Genomic DNA, 15,059 nt, shown 5'->3' with positions numbered 1-15,059 from the left:
TCTTCCATATGGTGGAAGCGATATCTGAAATATGGAAGGAATGCGTTGACGGGCTGATGTGGCCGCCGCCACACTCGCATGGTGAAAGTGACTTCCGCCACGCGGGAGTGGAGCGAAAGGAACCCGATGACCACCTCCGACCTCCGCGCCGACTCCGGCGCGACGATCGGCACGCAGCGCTGGGCACGCCTGCTGCCGATCGTCTTCATCACCTACAGCCTCGCCTACCTCGATCGCTCCAACTTCTCCATCGGCATCGCCGGTGGCATGGAGGAGGAGCTCGCCATCACGCCGGCGGTCTCCGCGCTCATCGGTGCGGCGTTCTTCCTGGGTTACTTCGCCTTCCAGATCCCGGGAGCGATCTACGCCGAGCGGCGCAGCGTACGGTCGCTGATCTTCTGGAGCCTCATCGCGTGGGGCGTGCTCGCCTCGGTGCAGGGGCTGCTCAGCTCGGCGACCGCGCTGATCGTCGTACGCTTCTTGATCGGTGTCGTCGAGGCGGCGGTGCTGCCGGCGATGGTCATCTTCCTCAGCCACTGGTTCACCAGCCGCGAGCGCGGCCGTGCCAACACCTTCCTCATCCTCGGCAACCCGGTCACGGTGCTGTGGCTGACGGTCGTGTCCGGCTTCCTCATCGAGGCCACCAGCTGGCGGTGGATGTTCATCATCGAGGGCCTGCCCGCGGTCGCCTGGGCGTTCGTGTTCCGGGCCATGGTCAGCGACCACCCCGAGCAGGCGAAGTGGCTCAACCCGGCCGAGCGCGACGCCGTCGTCGACCAGCTCAACCAGGAGCAGCGTGCGCTGACCCCGATGAAGGGCTACGGCGAGGCGTTCCGGTCGCGCAACGTCATCCTGCTCTCGCTGCAGTACTTCCTGTGGAGCGTCGGAGTCTATGGCTTCGTCTTCTGGCTTCCGTCGATGGTGAAGGCGGCCTCCGGCCAGGGCATCGGGATGTCCGGGCTCATCTCGGGGATCCCGTACGTGCTCGCGGTCGTGCTGATGATCCTCAACAGCCGTGCCTCCGACCGTGCCGGGACGCGCGGCCGGTTCGTGTGGCCGTGGCTGCTGCTCGGCGCGGTGGCGTTCTACGGCTCCTACCTGCTCGGGCCCGACCAGTTCTGGCTCTCCTTCCTCCTGCTGGCAGTTGCTGGCGGTGCCATGTACGCCCCGTACGGCCCGTACTTCGCGCAGATCCCGGAGTTTCTGCCGCGCAACGTGGCCGGAGCGGCGATCGCGCTGATCAACTCGTTCGGTGCGCTCGGCGGATTCGCCGGCAGCTACCTCGTCGGCTGGCTGAACGGCACCACCGGGAGCACCGACGCGTCGTTCCTGTTGATGGCGGGCTGCCTGGCGCTGGCCGCCGTGGTGATGCTGCTGGTCAAGGCGCCTTCCGCCGAGAACCCGGAGCCTGCTCGATGAGGATCGCCCGGATCGAGCATCCCCACGGGATCGACCACGCGGTGGTCGAGACCGACGGCTATCGCCTGATCGAGGACGTGTTCGCCCCGGAGATCCGGTGCCAAGACCGATGGGTGCCGCTCGCCGATGCCCGCCTGCTGGCTCCGGTCGAGCCGCGCACGGTGGTCGGGATGGCCCACAACACCGGGCCGGGCGACCGGCGGCTGCCGCCGCAGGCGTTCCTCAAGCCGGCCCGGTCCGTGATCGGACCCGGTGACCCGGTGCCGGTGCGAGCAGAGCTCGGACTGGTCCACGCGGAGGCCGAGCTCGCGGTCGTGGTCGGGAGCGCTGGCGCGGTGCTGGGCTACACGGTCGCCAACGACGTCACGGGGCGCGACCTGCAGGCCGAGGACTCACTGTGGACGCAGGCCAAGGGACAGCGCGGGTTCACTCCGCTCGGGCCGTGGATCGAGACCGATCTCGACCCGGCCCGCGTGGTGGTCGGGCTCGCGGTCGACGACGCGACCTCGCCGCGGGCCCGCACGGACCAGCTGGCCCGAAGCGTCGCCGAGGTGGTCGCGTGGGTCAGCGAGTTCCTCCCGCTCGGGCCGGGTGACGTGATCCTGACCGGCGCCCCGGGAACCAGCCTGCCGATCCGGCCGGGACAGCAGGTCACCGCGAGCGTCGCGGGCATCGGGGAACTGGTCAACCCGGTGACCGAGGGAATGGGCGAGCGTACGGAGAGGGGAGCGGCATGACCGGGATGGACGCGGTCACCTTCGGTGAGGCGATGGCCATGTTCGTCGCCCAGGAGAGCGGACCGCTGCACCGGGCGGCGACCTTCGTGCAGGCGACCGCCGGGGCCGAGACCAACGTGGCGACCGGGCTGGCTCGGCTGGGACATCGCTCTGGCTGGGTCGGGCGCCTGGGCGACGACCCGCTGGGTCGGTTCATCGAGGAGGAGCTCGGCCGCTGCGGCATCGACCTGTCGCGGGTCGAGATCGACCGGGAAGCACCGACCGGCTTCCAGCTGAAGTCGCGGGCCGATGGTGGCGACCCGGAGGTGGTCTACTTCCGGCGCGGCTCCGCGGGCAGCCGGCTGGTGTGGAGCGAGCAGATGAGGACGTACGTCTCCACTGCCCGTCATCTCCACCTGACCGGCATCCCGCTCGCGATCTCGGCGACGGCGCGGGACTTCGCGTTCCAGGCGATCGCCGCGGCCCGGGCGGGCGGCGCGAGCGTGTCGTTCGACCCGAACCTGCGGCCGTCGCTGTGGGCGAGCGAGGAAGAGATGGTCTCGGTCGTGAACGAGGTCGCGATGCTCGCCGACTGGGTGCTCCCGGGGGTCGAGGAGGGACGGGTGCTGACCGGGCAGAGCGACCCCGAGGGCATCGCCGAGCACTATCTCGCCTCGGGCGTCACGCGCGTGGTCGTCAAGAACGGCTGTGCCGGTGCTGTCGGGTTCGGCCCGGAAGGCACCGTCCGGCAGGGCGCGTTCCGGGTCGAGGCGGTGGACACCGTCGGCGCCGGAGACGGCTTCGCCGCCGGTCTGATCAGCGCCCATCTGGACGGTCTGGGGATCCGGCCGGCACTCGAGCGGGCCGCCGCCGTGGGGGCCTTGGCCACGACCTCGGCCGGCGACAAGGACGGCCTGCCGGACCGGGAGGGACTGGAGCGGTTCCTCGCGACCACCTCCACCCTGACCCTGCAGTGAGCACGAAGACACCAGTGAAAGGAAGCGACTCGATGCGCGCACTCGTCCCGTGGACCCACCTGGAGAGCCAGATGGGCGGCTGGCCCGACGGCCTGCAGGTGGAGGTGTTCGACGGCACCGGCTCGCCGCCGGCCGACGTCTCCGACGTGGCGTTCTACGTCCTGCCCTACGGCTGCAGTGCGGGGCGCGATCTGCTGGCGCGGATGCCGGCGCTCCGTGCCGTACAGAGCCTGAGCGCGGGTGTGGAGAAGGTGCTCCCGCTCATCGGTCCCGAGGTCACTCTGTGCAACGGGCGCGGTCTGCACGACGCCAGTGCCGCCGAGCACGGGCTCGGCCTGATCCTGGCCGCGCAGCGGGAGCTGCCCCGCTGGGTGCGCGACCAGGACGCCGGCCGCTGGCAGCCGGAGCACACCAGGTCGCTGGCCGACTCGCGGGTGGTGATCGTCGGGTACGGCTCGATCGGGGCCGCGCTCGAGCAGCGCCTGCTCGCGTGCGAGGCCGAGGTCGTGCGGGTCGCCTCCACGGCGGATCCCAGCCGTGAGGTGCACGGTGTCGACGATCTGCCGAGCCTGCTGCCCACGGCCGACATCGTGGTGCTCACCCTCCCGGAGAAGCCCGCCACCATCGGCCTGATCGGTGCGGAGCAGCTCGCGCTGCTGCCCGACGGCGCGCTCGTGGTGAACATCGGCCGGGGCCGCACGCTCGAGACCGGCGCGCTCCTCGCCGAGCTCTCCACCGGGCGCCTGCGGGCCGCGCTCGACGTCGTGGACCCCGAGCCGCTCCCGGCGGATCACCCGCTGTGGTCGATGGCCGGCGCGATCGTGACCCCGCATGTCGGCGGGGGCGCGGCGACGTTCTACCCGCGCGCCGAGCGCCTGGTGGCCGAGCAGCTGCGACGCTTCGCCGAAGGCCGCCCGCTGCTCAACGTGGTGCCCCGAGCGGGTGCGGCCACACCTCTCTGATCCTGCCCGCAAGACTCTCCGATCGGGGAGGTTGCTCCGCTCACGCCGTGATTAACGTGCGAACGGTCACCCCGTGAGAGGAGCAGCAGATGGAACCCCAGAACGAGTCGAACCCGGTCGACATCGCCAGCGACGTCGCCACCGAGGACCTCATCGAGGAGGTCTCGATCGACGGAATGTGCGGCGTCTACTGATGCCCGATCGCATGCTCGAGGAGCCGTGGACACTCTCGCCCTCGGTGGCGCTGCGTCCTGAGCCCTTCGGGGCCCTCGCCTACCACTTCGGCAACCGGAAGCTGACCTTCCTCAAGCGGCCGGAGCTGGTCGAGGTGGTCCGGCTCCTCGAGCAGCACCCCCGTCTCGGCAGCGCGCTCGACGCGGCCGGCATACCGCCGGAGCAGCACGACGCGTACGCGGCGGCGCTCCGCGCCCTCGCCGAGACCGACATGATCCGCCCCCGCCATGAGGAGGCAGTGTGACCCTCGCACCAGAACGCCCCATCACTCCCCAGGGCCGTCCCGCAGGCGGCAGCCTCGTCGAGCAGTTCGAGTTCGGCCTCGACGCCCCGATCTGTCTGACCTGGGAGCTGACGTACGCCTGCAACCTCGAGTGCGCCCATTGCCTGTCGAGCTCGGGCCGGCGCGACCCGCGCGAGCTCAGCACCGAGCAGTGCAAGGCGGTCATCGACGAGCTGCAGCGCATGCAGATCTTCTACGTCAACATCGGCGGCGGAGAGCCGACGATCCGCCCCGACTTCTGGGAGCTCGTGGAGTACGCCGTCGACCACCAGGTCGGCGTGAAGTTCTCCACCAACGGCTTCCGGATCACCCCCGAGCGTGCCGCCTTCCTGGCCTCGACCGACTACGTCGACGTACAGATCTCACTGGACGGCGCGACGGCGGAGGTCAACGACCGGGTCCGCGGAGCCGGCTCGTACGACACCGCGCTGCTCGCGTTGAGGAACCTTCGCGACGCAGGCTTCTCCGACGCCAAGATCTCCGTGGTCTGCACCCGGGAGAACATCGGCCAGCTCGATGACTTCAAGGCCATCGCCGACGAGTACGGCGCGACCCTGCGCCTCACCAGGCTGCGCCCCTCGGGTCGCGGCGCCGACGTCTGGGACGAGCTGCACCCGCTGCCCGAGCAGCAGCGCGAGCTCTACGACTGGCTGATGGCTCATGCCAAGAATGGGCAGAGCGACGTCCTCACCGGCGACTCCTTCTTCCACCTGGCCGCGTACGGCGAGTCGCTCCCCGGGCTCAACCTGTGCGGCGCCGGGCGGGTGGTGTGCCTGATCGACCCGATCGGCGACGTGTACGCCTGCCCGTTCGCGATCCACGACCAGTTCCTGGCCGGCAACCTGCTCGGTGAGGGCGGATTCCAGGAGGTCTGGCAGACCTCCGCGCTCTTCCAGGAGCTCCGCTCGCCGCAGACCGGCGGTGCCTGCACGAAGTGTCAGCACTTCGACGCCTGCCGCGGTGGCTGCATGGCCGCCAAGTTCTTCACCGGGCTGCCGTTGGACGGCCCGGACCCGGAGTGCGTCCAGGGCTACGGCGAATCAGCCCTCGCCGGCGACCGGCTCGTCCCGCCGGCGAGCCAGGACCACTCGCGCAGCCAGGCCAGCCGCAACGCACCGGTGCTGCTCAACCTCGGTGCCACTAGGCGGCGCCCCGTCTCCGCCTGCAACGAAGACCCGCTCGCCGGAGGTGACCTGTCATGAAGCTCGAGAACCCCTGGAAGAAGAACCCGTGGTTCGAGTCGGTCGCGGTGGCCCAGGAACGAGCCCGGCGCCGGCTGCCCAAGCCGGTCTACGGCGCGCTGGTCGCCGGCTCCGAGCGCGGCCAGAGCATGACCAACAACCAGGCCGCCTTCGCCGAGCTCGGCTGGGCGCCCCACGTCGTCGGACAGCACGCCAAGCGCGACCTGGGCACGACCGTCTTCGGCCACTCCGTCCCGCTGCCGGTCCTGATCAGCCCGACCGGCGTCCAGGCCGTGCATCCCGACGGGGAGGTCGCGGTCGCCCGCGCCGCCGCGGCCCGCGGCACCATCATGGGCCTGTCCAACTTCGCCTCGCGGTCGGTGGAGGAGGTGGCGGCGACCGGTGCCACCACGTTCTTCCAGATGTACTGGACCGGCGACCGCGACACGATGATCCAGCGCATGCAGCGGGCGCACGCCGCCGGTGCCCAGGGCCTGATCGCCACCCTCGACTGGTCCTTCTCGATCGGCCGAGACTGGGGCAGCCCAGAGATCCCGGAGAAGGTCGACCTGCGGACGATGCTGCGGCTGGCGCCGCAGGTGGCGGCCCGGCCCCGGTGGGCGTGGCAGTTCGGGCGTACGGGCTCCTTCCCGGACCTCACCGCGCCGAACCTCGCCCCGCCTGGCGGCAGCGCGCCGACGTTCTTCGGGGCCTACTACGAGTGGATGACCACCCCGCCGCCGAGCTGGGACGACGTCGTCTGGATGCGCGAGCAGTGGCACCAGATCAGTGGCACGCCGTTCGTGCTGAAGGGCGTGTGCCGGGTCGACGACGCGCTCCGCGCGGTCGACGCCGGGGTCGCGGGCATCTCGGTGTCCAACCACGGCGGGAACAACCTCGACGGCACCCCGGCCGCGATCAGGATGGTCAAGCCGATCGCCGACCGCGTCGGGGACCAGGTCGACGTGGTGATGGACGGAGGTGTACGCCGCGGCTCCGACGTCGTCAAGGCGCTCGCGCTCGGGGCGAAGGCGGTGCTGATAGGCCGGGCCTACCTGTGGGGTCTGGCCGCCAACGGCCAGGCCGGGGTCGAGAACGTCCTCGACGTGCTCAGCGGTGGCATCGACTCGGCGCTGCGGGGGCTCGCGGTCGGGTCGGTCGCCGAGCTGAGCCCGGAGCGCCTGATCGTCCCGGACGGCTTCCATGTCCACGCTGGCTGACGCCACCTGGCCTGAGGTGGGCATGGGCACGGTCCTGCTGGTGCCCGTCGGCTCGCTGGAGCAGCACGGACCGCATCTGCCGTTCGACACCGACACCACCATCGCGGCCGCGGTCACGCAGGGGGTGGCCGAACGGCTCGCGGAGCAGGGTGTCCAGAGCTGGGTGGCGCCGCCGATCGCGATCGGCTCCAGCGGCGAGCACCAGTCGTTCCCCGGCACGGTGTCGATCGGGAGCGATGCGCTCCATCTGGTCGTCGTCGAGCTCGTCCGTTCGGCCCGCACCTGGGCCGAACGGGTGGTGCTGGTCAACGGCCACGGCGGCAACGCCGCCGCACTGACCAGCGCGGTCAACCAGCTCACCTTCGAGCGGCAGCCCGCGTGCTGGCTGCCGTGCCGCACCGAGGAGTTCGACCTGCACGCGGGCCGCACCGAGACGTCCCTGATGCTGCACCTGCGGCCCGAGGCCGTACGCATGGACCTGGCCGAGCCCGGCGACACCCGGCCGCTCGCGGAGATCCTCCCGGCGATGCGGGCGGGCGGGGTCGCGGCGGTCTCCGCCAACGGCGTGCTCGGCGACCCGACCGGCGCCACCGCGGCGCAGGGAGCCGAGGCGCTCACCCTGATGATCGAGCAGACCACGATGGACGTGCTGGCTCCCGGCGGCGTGGCAGTGGGGTGAGATTCCCGACCGGCTTCCGGGTCCGAGTCCGGGAGGACGTACGCCGCATCGACCGGCGGTTGCTGGTCGGTGGCTCGCCGCTGCGTGCCGTCCGACTCACCGATGCCGCACTGGCCCGTCTCGACGACGGCGAGATCACGGTGGTCGACGCGGCCACCGAGGCGCTCGCGGCCAGGCTCGTCGACGGCAACCTGGCCGATCCCGTGCTCAGCGGCCCCGGGGTGGACCCGGCCCAGCTCACCGTCGTGATCCCGGTGCGCGACCGCCCCGACCAGCTCGACCGTGCTCTCGGCCCGTTGACCGGTCTCGAACGCATCGTCGTCGACGACGACTCCCACGATCCCGACGCGGTCGAGAAGGTCGCCCGCCGCCACGGGGCGCGCATCATCCGACTGCCGGAGAACCTCGGCCCGGCCGGCGCGCGCAACGCCGGCCTGCGGGCCGTCCGCACGCCGTACGTCGCCTTCGTCGACTCCGACGTCACGGTCGAGGCGCGCACGCTGCTGGACCTCTCCCGCCACTTCGCCGACAGCCGGGTCGCGCTGGTGGCACCGCTGGTCCGCAGCCGCGCCCGCAGCCGGACACCACGGTGGTTCGAGCGCTTCGACGAGGACGACTCCTCGCTCGCGCTCGGCACCCGGGCCTGCGTGGTCCGCCCCGGCGCCGCGGTGGGCTGGCTGCCCAGCGCCTGCCTGGTCGGACGTACGTCCCGGCTCGGCCAGGGCTTCGAGGAGTCGATGCGGGTGGGTGAGGACGTCGACCTGGTGTGGCGGCTGGTCGAGGCCGGCGAGGTCGTCCGCTACGACCCGGACCAGGTGGCCTGGCACGACACCCGCACCACGATCCGCGGCTGGTTGGGCCGCAAGTACCTCTACGGGACCGGCGGCGCCGACCTCGCCGTCCGGCACGGCCGCAAGGGCGCGCCGGCGGTGATGACCGCCAGCATGGCTGCCACCGCGGCCGCGCTGATGGTGCACCGCCGGTGGTCGATCCCGGTCGCCGCCGCCGGAATGGCCTACGGCGTCCTCTCGCTGCGCCGACGGCTGCCGGAGACGCCGGGACGGGACCGGCTCGCGGTCCAGCTCTGCGCCCAGGGCCTCGGCTGGACGGTCCGCCAGGAGGCCGCGCTGCTGTTGCGGCACTGGTGGCCGCTGACCGCGCTCCTCGCTCCGCACAGCAGGCTCCTGAGGCGCGCCCTGGCGGCCTCGTTGGTCGTCGACGTGATCGTCGCCCAGGTCGACAACCCCGGCACGAGATACCGCCCGCTGGCCCGGCGGCTGGACGACCTGGCGTACGGCGCAGGGCTCTGGGCCGGCGCGATCAGAGCACGTTCGGTGACCTGTCTGCTGCCGCGCCGACCCGGCCAGAAGACCGGCCAGGGAGGCACCTCTCCCAACGGGTAGGTAGGCCCCTCCCGGGCCGGGCTGTTTCCCGTTCCTCGCCTGTTCGCGGCTCTGTCGGCGTACCTAATGTGCTGAGCGTCACACACCAACCGGAGGTTTGCCATGCAGGTCGACGAACTACTCAAGCCCTTCCCCATCAAGGAGTTCCACCCGTTCCCTCGAGCCCTCATGGGCCCCGGCGCTCACGAGATGATCGGGCCCGAGGCTCTGAAGATGGGCTTCCGCAAGACCCTCGTGATGACGTCCGGCCTGCGCGGCACGGACATCGTCACCAAGATCGTCGAGTCGATGAAGTACCACGGCCTCGAGGTCGTCGTGTACGACAAGGTCGAGTCCAACCCCAAGGACTACAACGTCATGGACTCGGTGAAGCTCTACCAGGAGAACGAGTGCGACTCGTTCGTCTCCATCGGCGGCGGCTCGTCGCACGACGCCTGCAAGGGTGCGCGCATCTCGGTCGCCCACGACGGCCGTAACGTCAACGAGTTCGAGGGCTTCAACATGTCCGAGAACCCGAAGAACCCGCCGCACATCGCCGTCTCGACGACGGCCGGCACCGGGTCCGAGACGTCCTGGGCGTACGTCATCACCGACACCACCACCGACCCGGACAACCCGCACAAGTACGTCGCCTTCGACGACGCCTCGGTGGCCAGCCTGGCGATCGACGACCCGGTGCTCTACTTCGACTGCCCGGTCGACTACACCGCGCAGTGCGGTTTCGACGTCCTGGCCCACGCCAGCGAGCCGTACGTCTCCCGGATCAACTTCCAGCCCTCGCTCGGCAACGCGCTGCACGCGATCAAGCTGACCTCGGAGAACCTGCGGCAGGCGGTCTGGAACGGCCAGGACCTCGGCGGCCGCGAGGGGATGATGTACGCCCAGTACATCGCCGCTCAGGCGTTCAACTCCGGCGGCCTCGGCATCATCCACTCGATCAGCCACGCCATCAGCGCGTTCTACGACACCCACCACGGCCTCAACAACGCGATCGCGCTGCCGCGGGTGTGGGCGTTCAACATGCCCACGCACTACAAGCGGTTCGCCGACATCGCCCGCGCGATGGGCGTCGACACCCACGGGATGACCGACGTGCAGGCCGCCGACGCGGCGCTCGCCGCGGCCATCCGGCTGCTGCGCGACGTCGGCATCACCGAACGGTTCGTCGACGTCAAGCAGGACACGTACTCGAAGAACCGGCTCGGCCAGGGGCCGACCGCGTACTACGAGAACGCCAAGGAGATCGTCGGCGACGACACCGACGTCGACCGGATCACCAACCACGTCCTGGGTGACGCCTGCACGCCGGGCAACGCCAAGGAGTGCACGTTCGAGACCGTACGTCCGGTGGTCGACCACTGCCTGAACGGCGACCTGGACGACCTGCTCGGCTGATCGATCCGTCTGATCGATCCCAGCGTGGCGGGCCCGGCGACCGGGCCCGCCACCTCGGCCCCACCCACCACCTCGAGGAGTGCACGTGTCGACCACCACCGAACCGATCCAGGGCTTCACCGACGTCGAGAACACCCGCGCCCAGCTGGCGACGTGCGGCTACCTCGCCGACGACCGGCTCGCCACCACGGTCTTCCTGCAGACCCGGCTGGAGAAGCCGGTCCTGCTCGAGGGCCCGGCCGGCGTCGGCAAGACCCAGCTGGCCGAGAGCCTGGCCGCCGCGACCGGACGGCGCCTGATCCGGCTGCAGTGCTACGAGGGCCAGGACGAGACCAAGGCGCTCTACGAGTGGGACTACGGCAAGCAGCTGCTCTACACCCAGATCCTGCGCGAGAAGATCGGCCAGGTCGTCGAGGACGCCGCCGACCTGAACGAGGCCGTTGAGAGGATCGCCAAGCAGGACTCGGTGTTCTTCTCCCAGCGGTTCCTGGCCGCGCGGCCGCTGCTCGAGGCGATCGACTCCGACACCCCGGTGGTGCTCCTCATCGACGAGGTCGACCGGGCCGACGAGGCCTTGGAGGCGGTGCTGCTCGAGCTGCTCGCGGAGTTCCAGATCTCCATCCCCGAGATCGGCACCGTGACCGCAAGGACGATGCCGTACGTCGTCCTGACCTCGAACAACACTCGCGACCTCTCCGCCGCGCTCAAGCGCCGGTGCCTCCATCTCTTCCTCGACTATCCCGACGCGGCCCGTGAGCTGGAGATCATCCGGTCCAAGGAGACCGGGCTCGCCGACTCGCTCGCCGCGCGCCTCGTCGACATCGTCCGGGGCATCCGCGAGCTGGAGCTGCGCAAGGCGCCCAGCATCTCCGAGACCGTCGACTGGGCCCGGACGCTGGCGGTGCTCGGCGTCGAGGAGCTCACCGCCGACGCGCTCTCCACGACCCTCAACGTGGTGGTGAAGTACGAGCGCGACCTCAAGCGGGTGATGGAGGCGCTGCCGCGGCTGGTCGACCCGAACGCCGAGGTCCCCGACCACCTGCACGGCCACGGCCACGGGCATGGCCATGGTCACGGGCACTCCCACGCCCCGGCCGACGGCCCGAGCGATGACGACGTCGACGGCCGTGCCGAGCGGAAGGCGAAGGACCAGCCCGGCCGGCACAACGCCGGCTACTACGGCGGAGCCGGCGGCACAGGGCCGCGTACGGCACCTTCGGTGTCCACCAGCCAGGGCAGCCGGGCGTTCCCGTCGGCCCGCAAGCGTCCGGTCTGAGCCGGGATCGGGGCCCGACATGGAGACCGCACTCCACCGCTTCATCCGGCTGCTCCGGCTCTACGGCGTACGCGTGAGCACCGCCGAGGTGATCGACGCGATGCACGCGGTCGCCCAGCCCGGGGTGCTCGAGCAGCGCCACCTGCTCCACGCCGCGCTGACCGCGAGCCTGGTGAAGGACCGTCGCGACCTGGCCACCTTCGACCTGGTCTTCGACCGGTTCTTCGGGCTGCGCCCGGTCGTCGAGGACGCGGACGAGCACGGGCACAGCCACGACGACCTGTCCGACGACGGCGAGCTCACCGACTTCACGCTCTCCGAGGAGCCGGGCGAGGTGCCCGAGGACGGGCACAGCCACGGCAAGCCGGACGACATCAAGGAGTACTTCAAGCCCGAGGACATGGCGCAGCGCTACAACCTCCACCAGGAGGCGAACAAGATCGACATCGCCGCGCTCACCGACGAGATCGTCCTCTCCAACGACCCCAAGTCGAGCCCCGGGGAGGCAGCGCGGGTCCAGCTCTCGACCAGCCGGATGCACAACCCGGGCAACCCGGGCGAGCTGATCCAGGACGGCGGGATGCAGCTCGACACCGAGCTGTCGGTGCAGGAGGAGATCGCCCTGCTGAGCTGGCTCGAGGAACGCGAACCCGACAGCGGCATCGATGACGACGATGCCCTGGCGGAGCTCCGCAAGGCGCTCTCCCCGTGGCTGGCCACGCTGCCCGAGCGGATCCGCGACCACCTCGAGCGGCTGATGAGCATGGAGCGCGAGATCGAGTCGCGGGAGATCCAGGCGGCGCAGGCCGAGACCGTGGCTGAGCACGACCGGGCCGCACTGGAGGAGTCGCTGCGGAGGCTGCTCAGGAAGCTCCACGGAGCGCCCCGCCCGCGGCGTACGGTCGCCGCCCGTGGCATCGTCGACGGCCGGCGGACGATGCGCACCAACATGAAGTACGACGGGGTGCCGTTCCGCCCGGTCACCGTCGCCAAGGCGCACGACCGGCCACGGCTGCTCGTCCTCTGCGACGTCTCCCTGTCCGTACGCTCCACCGCCCGCTTCACGCTGCACCTGCTGCACAGCCTGCAGTCGGTGGCCACCTCCGTGCGGTCGTTCGCGTTCGTGAAGGACCTGGTCGAGATCACCGACCTGTTCGCCGAGCACCGGATCGAGGACGCGCTGTCCCTGGTGCTGGCGGGCCTGCCGGCCGGCGGGGTGCTCGACGTGGACGCGGACTCGAACTACGGGGCCTCGTTCGAGCAGTTCCTCGAGCAGTTCGGCTCGGCGGTGAACCGGCGGACCACCCTGGTGATCCTCGGCGACGGCCGCGGCAACGGCAAGGATCCGGGCTTCGCCGCCTTCGAGGAGCTCACCCGGCGCGCCCGGTCGACGATCTGGCTCACCCCCGAGCCGCGCTACTCCTGGGCGCTCGGGGGCTGTGACCTGCCGGAGTACGCCGAGTGGTGCGACAAGGTCCAGGTCGTCCGCAATCTGCGCGGCCTGGACAACGTCACCCAGACGATGTCGGTCGGCCGATGACCACGCCGCCCGGCGAGCTGGACGTGATCGACGCGCTGCGACCCGGCCCCGAGGCCGGGGTCTACCGCGACGAGCTCGTCAGCGTCCGGGCCTGGCAGGGTCCGCGCCCGCGGCGTCATCTCGGGACGATCCGCACCCGCCACTTCGACGTGCACCGTGAAGGCCACCAGGTCCATCTGATCCACTGCCTGCGTACGGACCAGATCGACGACGACCTCTCGGGTCTGCTGGCCGAGGAGCTGTTCCAGCCCGGTTGGCTGCGCGGTCCAGACCTCTTCGAGCGGCTCTTCACCGGGGTCGTGGTCAGCAGCGCTCAGGACCCGGTGCAGGCGTGGGCGGCGTTCTACCGCAACACGCTGCGCCGCGTGGAGCAGGCACTGCACCGGCCCGGTCCCGCCGCCCCGGCTCACGGAACCGTCGCCGAGTACGCCCCCGTCTACCGCTTCGTCGAGCAGCAGCTGGCGCCCGGCTCGGTCCTCGAGGTCGGCTGCTGCTTCGGGTTCCTCTCGCTGCGGCTGGCCTCCGCGGGACGGGACGTGACCGCCTCCGATCTCTCCGCCGGCACCGTGACGCTGCTCAGCGCCGCGGCGGCCGGGCTGGGAGTGCCGCTGGCGACGCGAGCCGCCGACGCCACCCGGCTGCCGTGGTCGGACGGGGCCGCTGACAACGTGCTGCTGATCCACCTCCTCGAGCACATCGAGCCGGATCTCGGCGACCGGGCGGTCGCGGAGGCGATCCGGGTGGCGCGACGCCGGGTGGTGATCGCCGTACCCCTCGAGGACGAGCCCGACGAGACCTGGGGACACGTCCGGACGGTCTCGCTCGACGACCTCGCCGCCTGGGGCGCGGCCTCGGGACACCCGCACCGGGTCGTCGAGCACCACGGTGGCTGGCTCGTCATCGACACCGACCGCTGATCGCCTCTCCGGTGGCGACCTGTCCGTCGGCGACGCGGACGAGCCGTCGTCCTCCCGGCGCCGCGTCAGGCCTGGTCAAGGGCCGGTCCGACCTGTCCGTCGACCGCACGCAACCGCGCCGGAGGGCTACCCGCGGGCAGGTGCGCTACCGCCCGCTCGGCGGGTCCGTCGGTGTGTCGTACGTCACTACTTTGTGAGAACCGTGGCCCAGCCGGACGACGGTTGAACCCTTGGAGGAACCGATGACGAACACATCCATCGACGCAGTAGAGACCATCCCAGGCGCCGCACCGACGACGTGGGGCGACCCGTTCCCGCTCGGACTGGCCAGCTTCGGGATCTCGGCCCTCGTCCTGTCCACCGTGATGTCGGGGATCGTGGACGCGGCCGCCCTGCCCGCTGTCCTGCCCCTCGCGCTGGCCCTGGGCTTCGCGACGGAGCTCGTGGCCGGCCTGGTCCACTTCCGGCGGGGCGAGACGTTCCCGGCCCTGGTGTTCACCGCGTACGCCGGGTTCTGGCTCTCCTACGCCCTGCTCGTGCAGTTCTACGGCCCGATGGTGACCGCAGGCGGGGCCGCGATCACGGGGATGTTCCTGCTGGCCTGGGCGGTGTTCACGACCTACATGCTGCTGGCCGCGCTCCGCACCAACACCACCACGATCGTGATCTTCGTGCTCCTGGCCGGGGTCTTCTACCTGGCGGCCTTCGGGTCGTTTCTCGGCAGCGCCGCTCTCGGCCGGACGGCCGGCTACGTGCTGATCCTGGACGCCCTGGTGGCGCTCTACGCCTCCGCCGCGATCATCGTGAATACGACCTGGGACCGCACCGTCCTGCCGGTGCCGTGACGTCTCCGGCCG

Annotated in this window: 15 protein-coding genes; all 15 read left to right on the top strand. The window is 70.9% G+C overall.

The window, feature by feature from the left end; translation table 11 throughout:
- The first annotated feature begins 126 nt into the window (after nt 1-126).
- The 15 genes from ABT304_RS18885 to ABT304_RS18815 all read left to right on the top strand — a co-directional run bounded on the left by ABT304_RS18885 (nt 127) and on the right by ABT304_RS18815 (nt 15,047).
- Entirely contained in the window at nt 127-1,419 is a 1,293-nt protein-coding gene (locus tag ABT304_RS18885; RefSeq protein ID WP_350717469.1) for an MFS transporter, read from the top strand.
- On the top strand, nt 1,416-2,156 hold the full coding sequence (locus ABT304_RS18880) for a fumarylacetoacetate hydrolase family protein (RefSeq protein WP_350717467.1): 741 nt from the start codon (nt 1,416-1,418) through the stop codon (nt 2,154-2,156). Before ABT304_RS18885 ends, ABT304_RS18880 begins: the two co-directional genes overlap by 4 nt.
- A complete protein-coding gene (locus tag ABT304_RS18875; protein WP_350717465.1) occupies nt 2,153-3,112 on the top strand; it encodes a sugar kinase in 960 nt (319 codons plus the stop codon). The genes ABT304_RS18880 and ABT304_RS18875 overlap by 4 nt, the downstream gene beginning before the upstream one ends.
- A 32-nt stretch (nt 3,113-3,144) precedes the next feature.
- The gene (locus ABT304_RS18870; RefSeq protein ID WP_350717463.1) at nt 3,145-4,074 is read left to right on the top strand and encodes a 2-hydroxyacid dehydrogenase; all 930 of its coding nucleotides are present in this window, start codon (nt 3,145-3,147) and stop codon (nt 4,072-4,074) included.
- An 89-nt stretch (nt 4,075-4,163) separates the two neighbouring features.
- Nucleotides 4,164-4,268: a mycofactocin precursor MftA gene (mftA, locus tag ABT304_RS18865; protein ID WP_008355686.1), complete on the top strand. Its 105-nt coding sequence runs from the start codon at nt 4,164-4,166 to the stop codon at nt 4,266-4,268.
- Nucleotides 4,268-4,552, top strand: coding sequence for a mycofactocin biosynthesis chaperone MftB (gene mftB, locus ABT304_RS18860; protein ID WP_141802063.1), 285 nt, complete (start codon nt 4,268-4,270; stop codon nt 4,550-4,552). The genes mftA and mftB overlap by 1 nt, the downstream gene beginning before the upstream one ends.
- Nucleotides 4,549-5,793, top strand: a complete 1,245-nt coding sequence (mftC, locus tag ABT304_RS18855; protein WP_350717460.1) for a mycofactocin radical SAM maturase — start codon at nt 4,549-4,551, stop codon at nt 5,791-5,793. The genes mftB and mftC overlap by 4 nt, the downstream gene beginning before the upstream one ends.
- Complete coding sequence (gene mftD, locus ABT304_RS18850) at nt 5,790-6,992, top strand: pre-mycofactocin synthase MftD (protein ID WP_350717459.1); 1,203 nt, start codon at nt 5,790-5,792, stop codon at nt 6,990-6,992. Before mftC ends, mftD begins: the two co-directional genes overlap by 4 nt.
- Nucleotides 6,976-7,671: a mycofactocin biosynthesis peptidyl-dipeptidase MftE gene (gene mftE / locus ABT304_RS18845; RefSeq protein WP_350717457.1), complete on the top strand. Its 696-nt coding sequence runs from the start codon at nt 6,976-6,978 to the stop codon at nt 7,669-7,671. Before mftD ends, mftE begins: the two co-directional genes overlap by 17 nt.
- Entirely contained in the window at nt 7,668-9,074 is a 1,407-nt protein-coding gene (gene mftF / locus ABT304_RS18840; protein WP_350717456.1) for a mycofactocin biosynthesis glycosyltransferase MftF, read from the top strand. Before mftE ends, mftF begins: the two co-directional genes overlap by 4 nt.
- A gap of 102 nt (nt 9,075-9,176) precedes the next feature.
- Complete coding sequence (mdo, locus tag ABT304_RS18835) at nt 9,177-10,469, top strand: NDMA-dependent methanol dehydrogenase (protein WP_160026054.1); 1,293 nt, start codon at nt 9,177-9,179, stop codon at nt 10,467-10,469.
- 85 nt (nt 10,470-10,554) lie between these two features.
- Nucleotides 10,555-11,745, top strand: coding sequence for an AAA family ATPase (locus ABT304_RS18830; protein WP_350717454.1), 1,191 nt, complete (start codon nt 10,555-10,557; stop codon nt 11,743-11,745).
- A 19-nt stretch (nt 11,746-11,764) separates the two neighbouring features.
- Entirely contained in the window at nt 11,765-13,285 is a 1,521-nt protein-coding gene (locus ABT304_RS18825; RefSeq protein WP_350717452.1) for a VWA domain-containing protein, read from the top strand.
- Complete coding sequence (mftM, locus tag ABT304_RS18820) at nt 13,282-14,202, top strand: mycofactocin oligosaccharide methyltransferase MftM (protein ID WP_350717450.1); 921 nt, start codon at nt 13,282-13,284, stop codon at nt 14,200-14,202. Before ABT304_RS18825 ends, mftM begins: the two co-directional genes overlap by 4 nt.
- A 242-nt stretch (nt 14,203-14,444) precedes the next feature.
- Nucleotides 14,445-15,047, top strand: a complete 603-nt coding sequence (locus tag ABT304_RS18815) for an acetate uptake transporter (RefSeq protein WP_350717449.1) — start codon at nt 14,445-14,447, stop codon at nt 15,045-15,047.
- Nucleotides 15,048-15,059 lie beyond the last annotated feature (12 nt).

It is taken from the genome of Nocardioides sp. NPDC000445 (assembly GCF_040300245.1).
In the GTDB taxonomy this organism is placed as follows: domain Bacteria; phylum Actinomycetota; class Actinomycetes; order Propionibacteriales; family Nocardioidaceae; genus Nocardioides.
The sequence above is the reverse complement of the archived record's forward strand: the minus strand, read 5'-3'. Positions and strand labels throughout refer to the sequence as shown.